Annotated in this window: 22 protein-coding genes, 1 tRNA gene and 2 pseudogenes; 6 read left to right on the top strand and 19 right to left on the bottom strand. The window is 49.9% G+C overall.

Annotated elements, in window-relative coordinates:
- Positions 1–78: 78 nt before the first annotated feature.
- Together NA624_RS01225 and NA624_RS01220 are read left to right on the top strand one after the other, a co-directional pair.
- On the top strand, positions 79–1263 hold the full coding sequence (locus NA624_RS01225) for a CynX/NimT family MFS transporter (protein ID WP_000205348.1): 1185 nt from the start codon (positions 79–81) through the stop codon (positions 1261–1263).
- A gap of 120 nt (positions 1264–1383) precedes the next feature.
- Positions 1384–1731: a DUF488 domain-containing protein gene (locus tag NA624_RS01220; protein ID WP_001222533.1), complete on the top strand. Its 348-nt coding sequence runs from the start codon at positions 1384–1386 to the stop codon at positions 1729–1731.
- Here the strand turns inward: NA624_RS01220 and NA624_RS01215 are convergent.
- Both NA624_RS01215 and NA624_RS01210 read right to left on the bottom strand, forming a co-directional pair.
- Entirely contained in the window at positions 1717–2028 is a 312-nt protein-coding gene (locus tag NA624_RS01215) for a hypothetical protein (RefSeq protein ID WP_000487129.1), read from the bottom strand. The two genes, NA624_RS01220 and NA624_RS01215, sit on opposite strands and share 15 nt — an antisense overlap.
- Before the next feature lie 68 nt (positions 2029–2096).
- Positions 2097–2348, bottom strand: coding sequence for a putative hemolysin (locus tag NA624_RS01210; protein ID WP_000673492.1), 252 nt, complete (start codon positions 2346–2348; stop codon positions 2097–2099).
- A 195-nt stretch (positions 2349–2543) separates the two neighbouring features.
- Between NA624_RS01210 and NA624_RS01205 the strand changes: the two are divergent.
- A pseudogene (locus NA624_RS01205) lies at positions 2544–2603 on the top strand (YoaK family small membrane protein); the annotation flags it as partial.
- 177 nt (positions 2604–2780) lie between these two features.
- On the opposite strand, the gene NA624_RS01200 reads toward NA624_RS01205, so the two are convergent.
- The 6 genes from NA624_RS01200 to NA624_RS01175 all read right to left on the bottom strand — a co-directional run bounded on the left by NA624_RS01200 (position 2781) and on the right by NA624_RS01175 (position 6313).
- Positions 2781–3029 (bottom strand): GlsB/YeaQ/YmgE family stress response membrane protein, encoded by a 249-nt coding sequence (locus NA624_RS01200; protein ID WP_000512149.1) that lies wholly within the window; start codon positions 3027–3029, stop codon positions 2781–2783.
- A gap of 313 nt (positions 3030–3342) precedes the next feature.
- Entirely contained in the window at positions 3343–3984 is a 642-nt protein-coding gene (locus NA624_RS01195) for a hypothetical protein (RefSeq protein WP_000762775.1), read from the bottom strand.
- A gap of 229 nt (positions 3985–4213) precedes the next feature.
- Positions 4214–4396, bottom strand: a complete 183-nt coding sequence (locus NA624_RS01190) for a DUF1869 domain-containing protein (RefSeq protein ID WP_000513733.1) — start codon at positions 4394–4396, stop codon at positions 4214–4216.
- A 2-nt stretch (positions 4397–4398) separates the two neighbouring features.
- The gene (gene yeaR / locus NA624_RS01185; RefSeq protein ID WP_001248994.1) at positions 4399–4761 is read right to left on the bottom strand and encodes a DUF1971 domain-containing protein YeaR; all 363 of its coding nucleotides are present in this window, start codon (positions 4759–4761) and stop codon (positions 4399–4401) included.
- 171 nt (positions 4762–4932) lie between these two features.
- Complete coding sequence (leuE, locus tag NA624_RS01180; protein ID WP_000457190.1) at positions 4933–5571, bottom strand: leucine efflux protein LeuE; 639 nt, start codon at positions 5569–5571, stop codon at positions 4933–4935.
- Positions 5572–5767: 196 nt separating this feature from the next.
- Complete coding sequence (locus NA624_RS01175) at positions 5768–6313, bottom strand: chorismate mutase (RefSeq protein WP_000617982.1); 546 nt, start codon at positions 6311–6313, stop codon at positions 5768–5770.
- Between the two features lie 82 nt (positions 6314–6395).
- On the opposite strand from NA624_RS01175, the pseudogene NA624_RS01170 reads away from it, so the two are divergent.
- Together NA624_RS01170 and NA624_RS01165 are read left to right on the top strand one after the other, a co-directional pair.
- Positions 6396–6550: pseudogene (locus NA624_RS01170) on the top strand (hypothetical protein).
- A 78-nt stretch (positions 6551–6628) separates the two neighbouring features.
- Entirely contained in the window at positions 6629–6877 is a 249-nt protein-coding gene (locus NA624_RS01165) for a biofilm/acid-resistance regulator YmgB/AriR (RefSeq protein ID WP_000208086.1), read from the top strand.
- A gap of 254 nt (positions 6878–7131) precedes the next feature.
- Here NA624_RS01165 and NA624_RS01160 read toward each other — a convergent pair whose 3' ends face one another.
- The 6 genes from NA624_RS01160 to NA624_RS01135 form a co-directional block, all read right to left on the bottom strand.
- A complete protein-coding gene (locus NA624_RS01160; RefSeq protein WP_000190269.1) occupies positions 7132–7980 on the bottom strand; it encodes a MerR family transcriptional regulator in 849 nt (282 codons plus the stop codon).
- A gap of 68 nt (positions 7981–8048) precedes the next feature.
- Entirely contained in the window at positions 8049–8642 is a 594-nt protein-coding gene (locus tag NA624_RS01155) for a helix-turn-helix domain-containing protein (RefSeq protein ID WP_001562706.1), read from the bottom strand.
- 144 nt (positions 8643–8786) lie between these two features.
- Complete coding sequence (gene aadA / locus NA624_RS01150; RefSeq protein WP_000175806.1) at positions 8787–9575, bottom strand: cryptic aminoglycoside nucleotidyltransferase ANT(3'')/ANT(9); 789 nt, start codon at positions 9573–9575, stop codon at positions 8787–8789.
- A gap of 108 nt (positions 9576–9683) precedes the next feature.
- Positions 9684–10331 carry a metal-binding protein ZinT gene (zinT, locus tag NA624_RS01145; RefSeq protein WP_001537483.1) on the bottom strand — a complete coding sequence of 216 codons (648 nt, stop codon included), beginning with the start codon at positions 10329–10331 and terminating at the stop codon, positions 9684–9686.
- A gap of 111 nt (positions 10332–10442) precedes the next feature.
- Positions 10443–10519: transfer RNA gene (locus tag NA624_RS01140), tRNA-Arg, on the bottom strand.
- Between the two features lie 8 nt (positions 10520–10527).
- Positions 10528–10854 (bottom strand): four-helix bundle copper-binding protein, encoded by a 327-nt coding sequence (locus tag NA624_RS01135; RefSeq protein ID WP_001183767.1) that lies wholly within the window; start codon positions 10852–10854, stop codon positions 10528–10530.
- 193 nt (positions 10855–11047) lie between these two features.
- Here NA624_RS01135 and NA624_RS01130 point away from each other — a divergent pair, with 193 nt between their 5' ends.
- Positions 11048–12181: a mechanosensitive ion channel family protein gene (locus NA624_RS01130; protein ID WP_000456066.1), complete on the top strand. Its 1134-nt coding sequence runs from the start codon at positions 11048–11050 to the stop codon at positions 12179–12181.
- An 81-nt stretch (positions 12182–12262) separates the two neighbouring features.
- Here NA624_RS01130 and NA624_RS01125 read toward each other — a convergent pair whose 3' ends face one another.
- From NA624_RS01125 to NA624_RS01105, 5 genes are read right to left on the bottom strand one after another with little or no spacing between them, the layout of a single operon-like run.
- A complete protein-coding gene (locus tag NA624_RS01125) occupies positions 12263–12853 on the bottom strand; it encodes an ATP-binding cassette domain-containing protein (protein WP_000947457.1) in 591 nt (196 codons plus the stop codon).
- A complete protein-coding gene (locus NA624_RS01120) occupies positions 12847–13644 on the bottom strand; it encodes an ATP-binding cassette domain-containing protein (RefSeq protein WP_000948309.1) in 798 nt (265 codons plus the stop codon). The genes NA624_RS01125 and NA624_RS01120 overlap by 7 nt, the downstream gene beginning before the upstream one ends.
- Positions 13638–14450, bottom strand: coding sequence for an ABC transporter permease (locus tag NA624_RS01115; RefSeq protein WP_000966647.1), 813 nt, complete (start codon positions 14448–14450; stop codon positions 13638–13640). Before NA624_RS01115 ends, NA624_RS01120 begins: the two co-directional genes overlap by 7 nt.
- Positions 14440–15414, bottom strand: coding sequence for an ABC transporter permease (locus NA624_RS01110; RefSeq protein ID WP_001529169.1), 975 nt, complete (start codon positions 15412–15414; stop codon positions 14440–14442). The genes NA624_RS01115 and NA624_RS01110 overlap by 11 nt, the downstream gene beginning before the upstream one ends.
- Complete coding sequence (locus tag NA624_RS01105) at positions 15414–17048, bottom strand: ABC transporter substrate-binding protein (RefSeq protein WP_000946072.1); 1635 nt, start codon at positions 17046–17048, stop codon at positions 15414–15416. The genes NA624_RS01110 and NA624_RS01105 overlap by 1 nt, the downstream gene beginning before the upstream one ends.
- Positions 17049–17139 lie beyond the last annotated feature (91 nt).

Below are 17139 nucleotides of genomic sequence, written 5' to 3'. Positions count from 1 at the left end.
AAATTGTCATTTTAGCTTGATTCATCCAAACAGTAAAAACTGTTAAGGTATCGCCTCGCCTGACAAGATGAGAAAACGATGACGACAGCCCTTTCACCACGCGGCAAACAGGGCGCTTTACTGATTGCCGGTATTTTGATGATAGCCACTACGCTACGTGTAACATTTACCGGCGCTGCGCCGTTGCTGGAGACAATCCGTTCGGATTACGGTCTTTCCACCGCCCAGACGGGCCTGCTAACAACCTTGCCGCTTCTGGCGTTTGCACTGGTTTCGCCGCTGGCGGCCGGTATTGCCCGCCGGTTTGGGATGGAACGCAGTCTGTTTGCCGCAATGCTGCTGATTTGCGCGGGTATTGCTCTCCGCTCCCTGCCCTCCGCTGCATTGTTGTTTGCCGGAACTGCCATTATTGGGTGCGGGATAGCGCTGGGTAATGTGCTGCTACCAGGATTGATTAAACGCGATTTTTCACAACATGTCGCCAGGCTGACGGGCGCGTATTCATTGACGATGGGCGCCGCCGCCGCGTTGGGGTCTGCGCTGGTGGTTCCGCTGGCGTTGCACGGTTTTGGCTGGCGCGGCGCGCTGTTAATGCTAATGCTGTTTCCGCTGTTGGCGTTTCTTATCTGGTTGCCGCAGTGGCGCACTACTCGCACAGCTAACCTGAGTAGCTCCCGGGCATTACATGAACGCGGTATCTGGCGTTCGCCTTTAGCCTGGCAAGTTACGTTGTTTCTGGGACTTAACTCACTGATTTATTATGTGATTATCGGCTGGTTACCAACAATACTCATCAGCCACGGTTACAGCGAAGCACAGGCAGGATCGCTACATGGCCTGCTGCAACTGGCGACCGCGGCGCCTGGGTTAGCCATTCCGCTTATTTTGCCTCGCTTTAACGATCAACGCTGGATTGCCGCGCTGGTCTCACTATTGTGCGCGTTGGGCGCGGCGGGACTTTGGTTTGTGCCGGGCCAGGCGGTCATCTGGACGCTACTGTTCGGCTTCGGTTCAGGCGCGACAATGATCCTCGGCCTGACGTTTATCGGCCTGCGTGCCAGTTCGGCGCATCAGGCGGCGGCGCTTTCCGGCATGGCGCAGTCGGTCGGGTATTTACTGGCGGCATGTGGGCCGCCCGTCATGGGAAAACTTCATGATGCCAGCGGTAGCTGGTATCTGCCGCTGTCAGGCGTGACGGTTCTGGCTATCATCATGGCGATTTTCGGCCTCTACGCCGGACGCGATCGAGAGATAGCGTCATAAATAAACCTGATACCCACATCTGAATGCCTGATGACGCTTCGTTTATCAGGCCTGATCCATTAAAATCATTACTGCTATCCGACAAAAGTACCGTAAGCGACACCATCACAGGAGGGAAAAATGCGAATCCAGTGTAAGCGCGTCTATTTCCCGGCGGAAAAAGACGATGGTTATCGGGTATTGGTTGACAGGCTATGGCCGCGAGGCATTAAAAAATCCGCGCTGGTCTATGATGAATGGAATAAGGCCATTACGCCCTCAACCGAATTGCGCAAAGCCTTTCATAGCGAAGTGATTGATTTTAACCACTTCGCGCAGCAATACCGGGCAGAACTTGCGCAACAGCATCAAGAAGGCAAACGGCTGGCGGATATTGCCCGACACCAACCGCTAACGTTGCTATACGCCGCTAAAGATACTCGCCAGAACCATGCCATTGTACTGGCGGAGTGGCTACGAGAGCTGTGATTGTCGTGCCGCCGCCTGGCCTGGTTGTCTGTCCGGGGACAACGGCATCAAATGTTCTGCCCGCACCCAGGCAAAACCGTGCTGACCATCGGCGGAGGCTACATCGCCCGTAACCAGCCACAGCGCCCGAGGCGCTTCTTTCGGCAGTAAGGTGACGTGTCCATTTACCGGGTTAATGAATTCATCCCCAGGTTGGCACAGGCAAAATAGCTCAACCGACTTACCAATATTCCGCCGTCCGGCGGGTGTTTTAGCACCAATAACTATTGCCAACGCGCCCGGCTTTAACTGAAACATATTTTCTTGCGCCGCATGAAACTCATTATCAGATTGTTCTTAATCATATCCCGTCGGACCGCAGGTTGTCACTTTTTCGTATCAGGGTGCTCTCTGCGCCATAATGTCCACTCATCAATGATTTCGCCATTGGGCAATTTGCAATCGGAACGCACGCCTTGTGGGGTCTGCACCGGCATCAGCGTACCGCCTTGTTGCTCACAGTAGACGGCTGCCGGATTAGGCATCCCAATGCGCGGCGGCCTGGGGGCGTTGGGTTGCGACGATGAACAAGCGCTCAGCAGCAATACGCCTGGCAACGCAATCCACGTAAATTTCATAACGACTCCTTAAAGCGATATTTTGTCCAGGATAACCTGGCGGGTACGCTATTTCCATACTTTCTGTCAGCGCTTTAGCGGGTGTTTATCCCGGGTTAAGTCAGTAATAGCCACGCCCTGTCACAAAGTAACCGACCTTTTGTCGCTGAGAAAACCCTGCTATTCTGGCGCCCCCTGAACAGTGAAGGTAATAGCATGAGAGTGGGTATCCTCTTCCCTGTCGTCATTTTTATTACGGCAATATTATTTTTGGCATGATTTTTTATTGGCGGTTACGCCGCGCCGGGAGCATAACCATGAGGAAAACAACGATGGTGTTGATGGGCATCGCGCTAATTGCGGTGGCAGGTACCGAACTGGGCTGGTGGTAAATTCATTTTGAATAATAAAGGCTACCTGTCGTAGCCTTTATTATCTCTGAAAGTTCTGCGTTTAGCTTTTGATTTTTCTGTAGATTAACAGCACGACAATCGCGCCGATCACCGCGACTGCAAAGCTGCCGAAGTTGAAACCATCCACTTTGCCAAAGCCAAAGAACGTACTGATCCATCCTCCGACTACCGCACCAACGATCCCCAGAATGATCGTCATAAAGAATCCGCCGCCATCTTTACCTGGCATGATCCACTTAGCCAAAATACCCGCAATAAGTCCAAAAATAATCCATGAAAGAATGCCCATTTTTTCCTCACTTATGTCTTAACGTTAGCGGTTTATTTGCCGTTAAAAAGAATAGCACATCGTCAGGAAAGTGAAGTTTGTGATATCCATCACCTTTTAGCGTCGTGGATAAAAGCGCATAAATATCAGGGTTGCAATCATTAATGATAACGATTATCTTTATCAATACCGAGTGGTTGAGTTTATAACCCACCTGTTCGGTACGACATTGCTCACATTGCTTCCAGTATTATTTGCCCGCCTCACCGAGTGCGGGCTTTTTTTGCTAACCGCTATCTATCCCATGTCGAATTCATGGTCTTTTTCAGCCGCGCTATTTTGCGTGATACGGGGTCATCTCCAGCGCCGTACATTCATCCTGCTTGTCCTGCTGCATAAACCCCATGGTCACCATAAACAAACCGATCATAAATGGCACTTCATAAAGCTCTTCAATCAAATCTGTGTAACGCGCGTTATGCAGGAATATCGGCGACAACCACCGATGATGCTCGACAGTGTCGGAAATCAGATATGAACATGCCGTCACGGCAAACAGCCACAATGGCAGAGAAACGTCCCGCAGACGACGAACAATCTCCTTACGTAGCCCGGCAGAAAACAGGACTGGCAAGACTAACGCAGCAATTAATAGCACTGAAATCATTCTGAACAGTATACGCGGCTCGTCAGGGAAATAGTCACGCCCCCAACTGGTGCTTCTACCCAGCAGTACCAGCCACCAGACAACAGCCCATAGCCAAAACTGCTTTGCCCCTTCGGGACGGGAAAGTGGCCGTATATACCAGGCGGTAAATAGCGCCCCAAACAGTAACCATAACGCTTGTCCGTTTTCAATCCATCGGACCACCACGCCGTTAAGCAAAGGCAATTGCCAGTCCGCCGTAAACGGGATGACCACAGCGGCAAGCGCAAGAGTAAGTGCTGACGAAGTTAATCGGGTATCGAGTTTCATGATTATAAGACTCTTCTGGTTTTTAATACCCAATCATAAGTTTTATGAATACGCTCTCATTAGCAAACAATGCGATATTCTTAATGTTTTCTTAATGTTTCTTTTCAACCCATGTCTGATGTAAATAAACAGCGCTTTTCAATACGCAAAAACCGCATCACGCTGGCGACGCGCGATGCGGCTTCTCATTTAAAAAATCATTTTATATCAAATAGATACTACAGCATCTTTACCAACCGCAAACGTCGTGTTCGTTTTCGGTATCGTAGGAACGCACGGTATTGACCAAATCCTTCACAACTTCTGCCGCAACTTCAGGTACCAGCAACGTCATCGGTGCTTCCGTTTCATAGTCCACAGAGACGCCGTTGCTATTATTCGTGACCGTGACGGTATAAGTAGCTTTTCCCATTATTATTTTCTCCCGGCATGAATGACTTTTCGTGAGGTCGCCCCTTCCATCAGTACTTCCGGCGCGACAAAAAAGTCGATGTTAAAATAGGTATCATCCGTCATGACCTCAATATTGTGCCACTTTTCCGGAGGAAACACGCCAAACTCGCCGGCATTGATCACCATGATCTCTTCCGGCTCAGAGCAATGTTCATCAGCGTATCCGAGATATTTGACCGCCCCCTGCATCACCGAGAGGCGAGGATAAACGCCGGGTCGCGTTCCCTTATCAAGGTGGCGTTCGAAAATTCCGGCAGGCGCCGTCTCTTTGTTCCAGAAGGGCGTGGAACGTGTATGGATATGATTTTGTGGAATTTGCCGCATTTGCTTCCCTCTTCCCGCAGGTTACTCAGCGATAATCTCATCGCTGTCGTAAAAAGGTTACGCTCCAAAAACAGCATTTTAAATACCATTTATTGGTTACTATTTTGCTGTTTTCCACGCAATAAAACCGAAAGGAGAGCAATGACCCGCCGTTGACGACGGGTCCAGGGGTTAAGACTGGAGCGTTGCCAGCCGGGCGGCAAATCCGACGAAAAGAAGGCCAATCAAAGAATTGCCCACTTTTGCCAGTTTCTTTTTGGTACCAATATAGTGGGTTACAAAAGCGCCAGAAAGAATTAAAAAGCTCAGATAGCAAAAACTGACGATTTCAAGGGTGGTGGCCAAAATAAAAAATGACACCCCAGTATGCGGCGCAGTAACGTCGATAAATTGCACAAAAAAGGAAACATAAAAAAGTATGGCTTTAGGATTCGTCAGGCTAAGAATTAAAGCACGCTTAAAAATAGCGCCAAAAGGAACTACCGTTTCCGTCGCCGCACGCCCCTTTGAGGTCAGCGTGGCGTAAAGGATTTTTGCGCCAAGGTAGAGCAGATAAAACGCGCCGAGATAGCGAACAATGTTAAACAGAACCGGCGTTGTTTTGATCAGCGTCGCCACGCCCGCATACGCCAGAAACATTAATATCGCATCGCCGATAAACACGCCGCATGCGGCAAGATATCCTCCTTTAACCCCGCGTCCCACGCTGTTTTTAAGCACAAAAAGCGTATTCGGCCCCGGCACCAGAACGATAAAAATCGCCCCAACCAGGTACGTCCAATAATTCAGAACACCATACTCCGCGAACACATTAACCTCTTCCTGAAAACATTTACGCTTAGCTGCGAAACAGTATGCTAACGAATGCACCGGAAGATGGGAAGCGAAACCACGTCTCTCCAGCCGCTATTCCGCCACGCTTATATCCACATCACCCAAAAACGTTCTTGTATCGCAACCCCCGCAGGCAATCACCAGGTATTGGCCCACGTTTCCTCATGGTGTATTAACGCGCGCGTCGCACCAAAGACAGGGCTGCCAACACATCACTGATATCGCTCTCATTCAGATTCGGCGCATTAAACTTCGCTCTCAGCCACACCATATCCTCGTGGCTGAAAGCGCCGACCATCAAGCGCTGGCTGATGATGATCAACATTTGATTATCAAGTTGTCGAATACGTTGCCGGGTGACCGACAAGGTTTGTATCGGAAAGGAGGGTTCTGGGCCGGTTCGCCACTGCGCCAGGTAGCGGTACTGTATCGCTTTACTGGCATCCATTAGCGAACGAATAAAAGGGGTTATCGAATGCGGGTCCAGACCGTTATTTTTCGCTTCTTCTTCAGCCTCGGCGAAAACATTTTGTTCACGCGTGAAATCCTCTATCGGCAGATGGTGCTTCATTTTATAAGCAGCCACATCTTTCATTAATAACATGCGTTCATTGAGCGCGGTTAAGAGTGCGCCAAGCGATACCGACGTTACCGAATCGGCAAAAGTGGTGCTGCACATCAATAAAGAACAAAGAAAAATGGCGATATGACGAATCATTAATCAACCTCCTTTTACGGAGGCCTGACAGTAATTTACCTTTATTAAGATAACATTAAGTAATTATTACAGATTGGTATTAATGCTTATTCGTTTAAACTGGAGTGATAAAAAGAACAGGCCGTTGATTCTACGGAATCTTCACCTTCACTTAAAGTGTATAAAATATACAACAAATCACACAAATGTGATGCACATCACGTTTTTATGATTTTTTATTACGGTTTTATGATATAGGTCTAATTTTAATAGGTCACTAATTTCTCTCCCCCGCTCAGGGAGATCGGCTTCAATTTACATCGAATATGGTGAAATATGACTACCATTACACTAGTCAACGAACAAAATAGTACTGGCAATCCTTTTTCTGCACATATGTTATGTGAACAGCGAGCTATTCAGGAAATTACTTACGAACTATTGCAATCGCAGCAGCATGTCTCAAATAAGGATATCATCGCCAAACTTATTGAAAAACTGGAAACAGAAAAAGACGTAGTGCAGCTTGATATTTACCGTAATGCCTTAGAAGCCGTTTTGTTTCAGACACCTGACGACATCTAATATATACCCAAAATAATTCGAGTTGCTTAAAGGCGGCAAGGGAGTGAGTCCCCAGGAGCATAGATAACTATGTGACTGGGGTGAACGACAAATCTGCCGGGAGCAGATTTGAACGTCGCGTGCGACGGCCCGTCAGGGCGAGGCCCATGGATGGGCCGAGTAATCCGTAGCCAACACATAAGCAACTTGAAGTATGAAGGGTATAAACAAGGGAGGGGGTTACTCCTCCCCTGTTCGTTAATAATGCAGATGCCTCAACGTGCGGTACCTGATTTTTCGTAGCCGTTTGCATGGATTTGCGGTGCAACATGCTGCATGCTTTCTGGCATCTCATGCTGCCGGTATACGGCTGGCAGTAATGTTAAGCCTGAGCCATTTTTCACATGAAGACTAAATTTACCCGATTCTTTTAACGCCTGAATAAGATTTTCCTGGGCGGGAGTTAATGTCTCATCATGCCACAGAACAATATGCTCGAAAGACGTTGATAAAAGATCGGGCATCGGCGCCTGCCAGGGGATGACTTCAACTCGCATACCTTCACTACAATATTTAATCGTTTCCAGCCATAGCTCAATGGGGTCGTTCAGCGAAAACGCAGCAATAAGCATTGTGCCTGCTGGCGCCTTTCGTACGCTACTTAGCTGGAACGTGGCGTATTCAATAATCGCAGTATCCAGTAATGCCTTTTCAAATCGGCGTGCATCATCATCGCCTGCGGACAACCACAGCCGTAAAGGACGCAGTATTGACTCAATTACGATACACGGCGGAATTTCCCGACCATAACGCCAGAGTAATTTTCGCAATTTGGCGGGTTCGAATTTTCTACACTGCGCTAAAATCTCTTCCTGGTAGAATAACCATCCCGAGCGGCAATGCGTTTCTTCACCATAGAGGGCAGGTTTAATCTCTTTTAATGAGAAGCCTTTGCTTAACGCGTCGATAATATGCTGTATTCTGATAGCATCTTCTATGCAATAAAAACGATTGCCAACTTCATCTTTGGTAGGTTGAAGCAGGCCATAGCGTTCCCAGGACCTGATATTTGCTGTTGTGACACCACACTGCGCCGCCATTGCGCTAATACTAAAAGTAGCCATGCCTGTCTGGCCTCATGATGATGTAAGAAAGCATAGTGAACCTAAACGCCATCAGAAGCAAATCATTATTAAGCAATGACCTTACTATTTACACGTGAAATTACATTATCGACATTATTTATTGTCAGCCAGTGCGTAAAGGCTTTAGAGACGGACAGTATTTGATAATCCAGAACTGTTCTACAACCTAATTTAGTCAGAACATGGTAGCGTACTGAGTAAATAGTTTTTAAATGTACATTCAGCTCACAGCTTATTTGTCGGATATCCATTCCTTTAACAAGCATCGCCAAAACATTTCTTTCATTCGCCGTTAATCTGACTTTCTCTGACCTGGGGAAAAATTGACCAGCAGCGGCCAAAATCAGTAACTCACGCCACTCAGCAATAGAGGCATCGACCTTTATTCGATATATAGCATGATGTTCATCAATAAAGTTATATTCATTATGGGTAACAATTCCAATGAGTACCGTTTTAAATGTGGAAGTAATATACTGCTGTACGGTGTAGTAATCGTCGATATCAAAAATAATATAATTTACGTTACCAGCTATTATTGCGACGTCCTTAAATAAGGACTCCAGACCATAATTAAGAAACAGGTTTTCGCTCAATAGTCTTGTATCTGTCTTTAAAACAGATGATGCGGAACCAGTCATATCCACCTCAACAAAACGAGAGCCATGTGGGAATATCCATTCGATGGCCCGCATAAGATCATCTGCTTACTTCAGCGATGAGAACCTATTAAGTAGTAGTTGAGGAACGCCGTTTGCGCAACCTGACAGACGTCCTGGGGCATCTTATGTGAACTGCGTGGGGATGTGCGTTTTCGCAAAATCCACAAAGCGTACGACCGCAGGCAGCAAAATATGCCAGTCCTGCTGCTCCAGACCTAAATATTCACGCTGCGCCGCACGCAACGTGGCAGCATAATCTTCCGGCAACTGAGGTAACAGCCAGTCAGCCGCCGCATCCTTAGAGGTAAATCTCCCGGTAGAAAGGGTGTACCAGATACGCGCCAGGGTTAAAACGATATGATACTCATCTCCCTGCACATCTGCCGTGGATTGCCAAAGGTCGAGGGGATAACGCAAGGCCTTCAGCAACTGCGCCGCAGGGGCTGGCGTGAACAGCCGTTCCGCGCGTTCGCCCTTTAGCGGTATACTGGTTTCCAGAATTTGGGTTATCAGTAACACCATGTCCCAGTCCTGTTGCGCTGGTTCATAAATCCCCTGACAAATGTCCTCTCTTAGCCACTCGCCAAATTGCATTTCCCGGGAAGGTGGAAAACACCAGGGAACCAGCTGCGAATAAAGCACGACAGTGACCTCCAGAGCGCGTTTTTCTGCCGACGCCCCCGGCGGCGATGAAAGCGCCAGCAATTCCTGCATCAGCGTTGCGCGTTGGGTCTCCGTCAGCGGCTGGCATATTGTCACCAGCAGATCAATGTCGCTGTTTGGCTTCAGACCGCCCGCGACAGCGGAACCATATAAATGAATAGCACGCAACGTATCGCCTGTGACACGAGTAATCAGGCGACATGCCGCTTCCGTTTGGCATTGAATCGAGGGCGGTATGGACAGCGTCATCATCGCTCCGGGGGCGCAGGTATTTTTTATATTGATTGCCAGAAATATGGCATAACGGCAGAAAAAAAGCTCGCTATTCATAGCGAGCTTTTAACATTGCAATCAGACTTAATGATGTAGCATTTCGTCAACGACCTCATTCGCCTTTAACTGATAAGGATAATAGGTAGGCCAGTTTTCCATCTCTTGCAGCAATGCCTGCTGCGAGGTATTTCCCATAAAGATATGGAAGTGCGCCGATTTTCGCGGGGCAATAATATGATCGCTAAACTGAACATATTTAGGCGCTTTGCTATTCGCATCTTTACATTCGAACAGGTAGCGCACCCCTTTTTTACCCGATGCGTAAGTCAGAATTTTATAGCCGGCATAATTGTATTTACAGGATGCAACGTTATTGTCGCGATGGAATTCTATAACGCCATTTTCAATGCCAATAGTCTCAACATTCGTCGCGTATCCTTTGCGATAATACGCTTTAATATCCTCAAACGTTTTCTCCGGGTCTTTCTTCGCCTTTTGTCTGAAGACAGGGTCCAGCTCGCCGCTGACCAGATAAGGATAGACGGATTGCCACATACCATCCCAGTCGGTGAGCGCGCGATCGCGTACATTAGCGTCATCAAACACGCCCGCTGCCGCTTTTTGCTCAACCTCCGTCATCGGCGCGCCATGAGCATGATGACCATGCGCGAAGGCAGGACTATTTACCAACAGCATTCCCAGAAGCATTGTCAGTTTTTTTAAATGAATCACCAAAACGTTACCCTCATCTTTTTTAGAAAGATGATTGTTATATTATAACATTACATTTATTTCAACAAAAACTCAGCGGCCACCGCGCAGGTGGCCTTTTTTGATATCAACTGGTCCGCCATCGAGGAATTGAACCCCGAACCTTAGAGGTAGAAGCTCTATGCTCTATCCGGTTGAGCTAATGGCGGAAGAAAAATTACGCGGCCATTTTAAGGCAGACGTCTGCGCATTGGCTGCATGCCCGCGCACAATTCTGGCAATGGTCGTGATCGTGCCTTGCACACTCTTCGGCGCAGGCTTTGCAGATATCCGCGCACAGGCGGCATAATTTTTGTGAGTACTCGCTTTCCAACGCCATAAATTGCGCCGCCAGGCGACAAATGGCCGCACATTGCATATCTAACTGGATGCAGTGCTTCATCATTTCGACGTTATCTTCACGCAGACAAGAAGAGGCGCAGATATCACACGCCGCCGCGCATTCATAACACTGCTCAATACACTCACGATATTCTTGTTGCATAAATGACTCCTTATTTTATTAAGAGGAGTAGATAAGTCTGCACAGAAACGCCGGGATAGCCAAACGGCTACCCCTCTTTTTCATACTTTTTGAACAAAAGTGCTGAATAAAACAGCAATAGTAAAGCCGGAAATCGGCCTCCGTGATGTGACGTCTATACTGTAATGTTCATCTGCTTTTCATCGGAGGTAAAATGGAGTATTTAGCACGACTAAATATCGTTGCGATGCTGATGTCAACGACGTTCTGGATCAATCTGGCGGTCGTTTTTTTCGTCACCCTCATTACTTACTGGCTCATCAACTGGCTACTTAATGTGGTCTATAAAGCGCTACAACGCCCGGATAAAAAGGATGACGCTCATGGGCGGCTGCGGCCTATTGTTTTCGAGATGCTGAAAAAGACCAGTAAAATGCTAATCTTTTTTGCCGCATTTCTCTTTAGTCTGCGCTTTGTCGCCCTGCCCGACCGGTTATTCTCTACCCTCTCTCACGCCTGGTTTTTAGTGGTTGCGATTCAAATGGCGATTTGGCTTGATCAGGGCGTACAGTCATGGATGCGTCATTTACTGTATGCCCCAGGCTCCAATAAAAACCCGGTGACGTTAGTCATTCTTGGTATGATTTTGCGCGTGCTCGTCTGGTCTATGATGCTGCTCTCCATCCTGGCGAACGTCGGCGTGGATATTACTGCACTGGTAGCCAGCCTCGGCGTGGGCGGTATTGCTATTGCCCTGGCGGTACAAACCGTTCTGAGCGATGTCTTCGCTTCGCTGTCGATTGGTTTCGATAAGCCCTTCGAGATCGGCGATTTCGTCGTCTTTAATGATGTAGCCGGTACGATTGAACATATCGGTTTGAAAACCACCCGCATCCGTAGCCTCAGCGGCGAACAGATCGTTTGTGCAAACGCGCAGTTGTTGCAGCAAACCATACACAACTATAAGCGGATGCAAACGCGTCGTATCGTGTTTACTTTTGGCGTCGCCACTGCGACACCGCCGGAAAAGTTACGCCTCATCGGCGATATGGTGAAAAAGATTATTACCGATGTCGGCGAAACACAATTCGACCGCGCCCATCTACTGGCCTTTGGTCAGGATCGGCTGACCTATGAGGTGGTGCATATCGTCAATACCGCGGATTACAATAAATACATGGATATTCAGCAAGAGATAAATATCCGTATTATTGAAAAACTCATTGAGAATGATATCGAACTGGCGCTGCCAAGTCTGGTCGTCAGAGCCCCTGTACAGGTTGAAGAGACCAGGGACTACAGTAATACCACTGATGCAAAAAACGCAGATAAACGCGTCATGCAGTAAAATCTCTGCCGACAATACCGGGAACCCATGGGTTCCCGGTGCGTTAACGGCGACACGGCAATGCGGGGAAACGACTTGCGGCTATTCCACCTGTAAATGGCGGGTACAGACTTGATCAAGTAGCGCAGACTGATGACTAATCACCAACATCCCTAATGAACGGCTGCGACACACCTCAAGCACGTATACCCATATCGCTTTTTGAATAGACGGATCGAGTTGCGCCGTCATTTCGTCGGCAATCAGAAAACGCGTTCGCGGGTCAAGCGCGCGCAGTATCGCAATACGCGCCAACTCACCGCCAGAGAGCTGCATTGGCCGACGCGTCAGCCACTCGGGCTGCACATGCAAATGCCTCATCGTTTCCGGGTCAGGCTGCCAGGCATCACGCACAGCGTCTCCGGCGCTTCGCCAGGGATTAAACGTCAGTTCAGGATGCTGGGGGACCAGCTGTACCGGACAATACTGATGCAGGGGTAACGGGCTACCGTCCAGCAGAACGTCGCCCGCCGTCGGTTTTTGCCATCCGGCCAGGACGCGCCCCAACGTTGTTTTCCCCGTTCCGCTTGGCGCATGAATTCCTACCCGTTCACCGGCAGAAATCGTAAACGTCAGGTTCTGCCATAAGACTTTCCCACCCTGACGAATAACGAGGTCGCGGCAGCTTAGCATTCTATTCCCTCTCCGGTCGGCATAAATAACGGGTTTAGTTCAGGCAATGCTTGCCATTGTCGTTTTAACGGCTCACTCATCTCTTCCGGCTGTAATCGTTCACAGCGAATATTGTCCGTGATATAACCCTGATGCAGCGCCACAATGCGATCGGCATACCGCGCCGCCAGCAGCAGGTCATGAGTCACCCACAGCACGCCGCATCCCCGCTCGCAGAGACCTCGCAAGTGCTCAAGCAACTGGTTTGCCAGTGCGGTATCAAGCCAGGCGGTGATCTCATCCGCGAGGATATAACGTGCCTGGCTGAGCGAGGCGTGGCACGCCAGAATTCGTTTAGCCATCCCGCCGGAGAGCTGGCGAGGAAAGCGTTCCAGGACTGTCGGTTCGAGATCGCTTTGCTGCAATAGCTGTACCATCTGCGTCTCATCCCAGACGCGTCCGGTCAGATGACATGCTCTGTTCAAATGTTTTCTGATATTCAGCATGGGATTAAGCGCCTGTACCCCCTGCGGCACGTAGCTAAACGTATTGCCCCTAAGCTGCCTGATGGTATGTCTGTCCAGCCGGTTGCCATCAAGCGTAATTTCCCCCCGAAAGCGTAAATTTTCCGGCAGCAGATCGAGCAGGCATTGCAGCAGCAGACTTTTGCCCTCCCCGCTGCCGCCAACCAATGCCACCATTTCTCCGGGCGCGATATCAAAAGAGACATTCTGTAATAACGGCGACCAGCGTCTCGCGCCATACCAGCGATAACGCGCGCTTTCCAGCGTAACCTGTTGAAAACTCAGCATACGTCACTCCTTAGCCACAGCCGCTGAATGGCGCGCGCAAACTGATCGAAGAGCATCACCAGCGTGAATAACATTAGGCCGGGAAACAGCACCAGCCACCAGTTTCCATGGCTAATAAACCGTAACGCATCCGCCAGCAACAGCCCCAGCGAAGGCTCATGCGGCGCCAGCCCAAACCCCAGAAAACTTAACGCCGCGCTGTGCAATACCGCATGAGGAAACATCAATAACGTTCCCGTCAACCATTGCGGCAATAGCGCCGGAAAATAGTGATATCGCCAGCAATAAAGGTGTCCATGCCCCAGACGATAGGTCAATGTCAGGTAGTCACTCTGCGCTACCCGCTCCGCGTCGGCGCGCAGAATCAGCGCCAGACGGGGCCAGTGCGTTAACGCCACGGCCGCAATGACGCCGCTTTTACCGCCGCCGAGCGTAAAACAGATAAGGATCAGCAAAAGTAAATGCGGCATGGCGAGCATGGCATCGGTTATCAGCCGCATCAGGAGGTCCAGCCGGGGATGAATGCGCGCCGCTGCCGCCATCACTAGCGCGATAACGCCGCTGCACAGCGCGGCGCCAACGCCAATTTGTAAACTGGTGAAGGCCCCCTGAAAGCAACGCAGCCATACATCACGCCCCAGATTATCGGTGCCAAACCAGTGCTGGATATCAGGCGACAGATGCCGGGCAAGCAGATTAACCTCTGGCGGCTGGCTCAACGTGGCATAACCGTATCCAGCAATAAACAGCAGACAGGTAACGGAGAGGATCAGACGAAGCAACGTTGGGGCAGGATTATAGAGCATCGGGACGCTCCAGCGATCGATTAAGCACCACCACAAGCCAGGCTGAAATCGTATTTCCGGCAAACACTAATAGCGTACAGAATAAAACGATCCCCATGAGTAGCGGGACATCGCCACGCAGGCCGGCATCGATAGTGGCCTGTCCCAGCCCCGGATACGCAAAGACTTTTTCTGCCAGTAACGCCCCCCCCATCAGTTCGCCCAGAGAAGCAAACTGTAAGCAGAGCGCTGGGGTAATCGCATGACGTAACACCTGGTGACGTAACAGCGACCATCCTTTATCCCCCTGAGCGCGCGCAAAACGAATAAATTCGCTCTTCATTACGCTGGCTATTTTTTCTCGCGTATGCAGCGCAATTTGCCCCATGCCCAACAGACTTAACGCACATACCGGCAACACAAGATGGCGTAAACGTTCCGATAAAAGAGCTGTTCCTGCATTATTTCCGGGGTCCCAGGCGCAACAAACAGGTAATATCGGCCAGCGGACGGCAAACAGCGCCAGCAACAGCATTGCTATCCAGAAAGTGGGCAACGATGACAATAAGTAGCTGATACGGCAAATCATCTTATCCGGCCAGCGGTGGAGAAAACGTCCGGCCAGAAAACCCAATGTCACGCCCAGCACACCAGACAATAGCCAGGCGCCTGCCAGCAGCGCGAATGACGTCGCAAAACGTTCCCGGATCACGCTGGCGACAGGCATGTTGAACAGCATGGAATACCCCATGTCTCCCTGGAGCAGACGCCAAAACCAGTGACCGAAACGCTCCCACAGCGGCTGGTCAAGCCCCCAGCGCGCCGCAATCCGCGCATATTGTTCTGGCGGAACATGGAGCAGATCGTTGCCGATATAAGCACGGATAGGATCAACGGGCGAAAAGCTGAGCAAAATGAAGGTGCCGGCAGCCACCAGCACCAACAGAATAATCAGCCGCAAAAAATGGCTGAAGAACAATTTCATCACCGACAGGTCCAGGTCCAGTCATCAAGATTGTTTAACACCGACCAGCTACCGTGGATTTCTGGCGCGCCTTTCCCCAGATCAATACAAGGGTTGGCCAAATAGGTATGCTGAATATTAAGCAGCCATGCCCATGCCGCATCGCCCTGAACGCCCGCGCCCTGCTTTCCATCCCACTCAACCTGCTGCCAGAAAGGAATCGCCTTTTGCCAGTCAGGCGCATCTATAGCCTGTTTCAGATGTGCTTCTACCGCAGGGTTGCTGTAATAGCCCGGGTTATAATATTCCACACCAGCGGCTTTCCCGCTGTAGTGATGGAAGAGTTCCATCGGGTCCAGACTTCCCCAGCCAAACAGCGTAGGGTTAGCGTGCATATGGCGCTCTACGGTTTCCCAGCTTCCCGATTGCAACGAGACGACAATGCCTAAAGGCTGCAACATGGCGCGCACCGCCTCGGCCAGATCCCGCCGGGTGCTGTCGCCACTGGCATACCATAAGGTCAGACGCGCTTCTTTACCTGCTTTTTCACGCACGCCCGCACTGTTTATCTTCCAGCCAGCCTCTTCCAGGATGGCGCGCGCTTTTGCAATATCGCCATCGCTGAATACCACTGAAGGATTTTGCCACGGCAATCCCTGCACCGCGCTATAGGCGGGTATCGCATGGCCTTCCATCACCTGTTCCGCTAGTTGCTTACGATTAATGGCATAGTTAATTGCGCGTCTGATAGCGACATCAGCGGTCACATCGTTGCCGACAGGATAACCGTTAGCATCCTTTTTACCGGCTGGCACCATCGGGAAGACTATGCCCCGGTTTTCAACGCTATCGCGTACCCAGAGTTTAAGATTATCCTGCTGCGGAGCCACCGCCATAGAAGGGGCAATGCGCACCAGTCCCAACTGTCCGCTGCGCGCGGCGGCATAAGCATTATCTTCATCCAGGAAGACAAAAACCAGCCGGTTAAAGTCATTCTTTTTACCTGCATACCAGGGGTTGGCTTCAACAATCAGTTGCTGACCAGGCTGGAAACTGACCAGTCGGTACGGACCGGCGCCTATCGGTTCGCGGGCAAACGTTTTTTCATCATAACGGCTGGCCGGAACAATCCCTAACGACCCGAGTACATTCACAAAGGTGCTCTGCGGATGGCTCAGCGTCATCTCAAGTCGGCGCGCATCCAGCGCTCGCGCATGACTAAAGTTGCCCATGTCAATTTTACCGCCACTCTTCGCCGCTTTGTTATATGTAAAAACGACATCTTCGGCAGTCAATGGCGAGCCATCGGAGAATTTCAGATCGGGTTTTAAGGTCAGTATCCAGGTTTTACCATCGGGGCTGGTGTCCACTTTTTCCGTCAGTAAATTACCCCAACTCATATCGGCGTTTTGCTTGAGCAACGGCGCATGAAGCAATAAGTAACTGCCGTGGCTCCAGCCCAGCATAGGATCAAAGCCTTCCGTTGGCTCAGGGCCAATGGCCAGCTTTAAGGTATGGCCATCTGCCGTGTCCGACGCAGCGAAAAGCGGCGAGGTGAATGCCAGAGCCATCGCGCACGTTATGAGCGCCAGTTTGCCTTTAATCATCAGTTTACCCCAGATTATACGTTGTTTTTGTTCCTCCCGGCGCAGCATAAACGTCGGGAGGCCTCCTGAGGACGGCATTATGGCGAGCATTTGTAATGAAAAAATTGATGCAGAACAGAAAGTATGACGATCTTTTAAA

This window comes from Salmonella sp. NW38 (assembly GCF_051807745.1).
Taxonomy (GTDB): Bacteria; Pseudomonadota; Gammaproteobacteria; order Enterobacterales; family Enterobacteriaceae; genus Salmonella; species Salmonella enterica.
The sequence above is the reverse complement of the archived record's forward strand: the minus strand, read 5'-3'. Positions and strand labels throughout refer to the sequence as shown.

What these genes read in the sequence shown, in the direction of transcription:
- NA624_RS01200 (WP_000512149.1), bottom strand. Translation starts at nt 3,029, where the DNA reads ATGGGCATTCTTTCATGGATTATTTTTGGACTTATTGCGGGTATTTTG.
- yeaR (WP_001248994.1), bottom strand. Translation starts at nt 4,761, where the DNA reads ATGCGGCAAATTCCACAAAATCATATCCATACACGTTCCACGCCCTTC.
- NA624_RS01130 (WP_000456066.1), top strand. Translation starts at nt 11,048, where the DNA reads ATGGAGTATTTAGCACGACTAAATATCGTTGCGATGCTGATGTCAACG.
- NA624_RS01120 (WP_000948309.1), bottom strand. Translation starts at nt 13,644, where the DNA reads ATGCTGAGTTTTCAACAGGTTACGCTGGAAAGCGCGCGTTATCGCTGG.
- NA624_RS01135 (WP_001183767.1), bottom strand. Translation starts at nt 10,854, where the DNA reads ATGCAACAAGAATATCGTGAGTGTATTGAGCAGTGTTATGAATGCGCG.
- NA624_RS01155 (WP_001562706.1), bottom strand. Translation starts at nt 8,642, where the DNA reads ATGACTGGTTCCGCATCATCTGTTTTAAAGACAGATACAAGACTATTG.
- NA624_RS01105 (WP_000946072.1), bottom strand. Translation starts at nt 17,048, where the DNA reads ATGCTGCGCCGGGAGGAACAAAAACAACGTATAATCTGGGGTAAACTG.
- NA624_RS01165 (WP_000208086.1), top strand. Translation starts at nt 6,629, where the DNA reads ATGACTACCATTACACTAGTCAACGAACAAAATAGTACTGGCAATCCT.
- NA624_RS01125 (WP_000947457.1), bottom strand. Translation starts at nt 12,853, where the DNA reads ATGCTAAGCTGCCGCGACCTCGTTATTCGTCAGGGTGGGAAAGTCTTA.
- NA624_RS01215 (WP_000487129.1), bottom strand. Translation starts at nt 2,028, where the DNA reads ATGTTTCAGTTAAAGCCGGGCGCGTTGGCAATAGTTATTGGTGCTAAA.
- NA624_RS01210 (WP_000673492.1), bottom strand. Translation starts at nt 2,348, where the DNA reads ATGAAATTTACGTGGATTGCGTTGCCAGGCGTATTGCTGCTGAGCGCT.
- aadA (WP_000175806.1), bottom strand. Translation starts at nt 9,575, where the DNA reads ATGACGCTGTCCATACCGCCCTCGATTCAATGCCAAACGGAAGCGGCA.
- NA624_RS01115 (WP_000966647.1), bottom strand. Translation starts at nt 14,450, where the DNA reads ATGCTCTATAATCCTGCCCCAACGTTGCTTCGTCTGATCCTCTCCGTT.
- NA624_RS01225 (WP_000205348.1), top strand. Translation starts at nt 79, where the DNA reads ATGACGACAGCCCTTTCACCACGCGGCAAACAGGGCGCTTTACTGATT.
- NA624_RS01190 (WP_000513733.1), bottom strand. Translation starts at nt 4,396, where the DNA reads ATGGGAAAAGCTACTTATACCGTCACGGTCACGAATAATAGCAACGGC.
- NA624_RS01160 (WP_000190269.1), bottom strand. Translation starts at nt 7,980, where the DNA reads ATGGCTACTTTTAGTATTAGCGCAATGGCGGCGCAGTGTGGTGTCACA.
- NA624_RS01175 (WP_000617982.1), bottom strand. Translation starts at nt 6,313, where the DNA reads ATGATTCGTCATATCGCCATTTTTCTTTGTTCTTTATTGATGTGCAGC.
- NA624_RS01110 (WP_001529169.1), bottom strand. Translation starts at nt 15,414, where the DNA reads ATGAAATTGTTCTTCAGCCATTTTTTGCGGCTGATTATTCTGTTGGTG.
- NA624_RS01220 (WP_001222533.1), top strand. Translation starts at nt 1,384, where the DNA reads ATGCGAATCCAGTGTAAGCGCGTCTATTTCCCGGCGGAAAAAGACGAT.
- NA624_RS01195 (WP_000762775.1), bottom strand. Translation starts at nt 3,984, where the DNA reads ATGAAACTCGATACCCGATTAACTTCGTCAGCACTTACTCTTGCGCTT.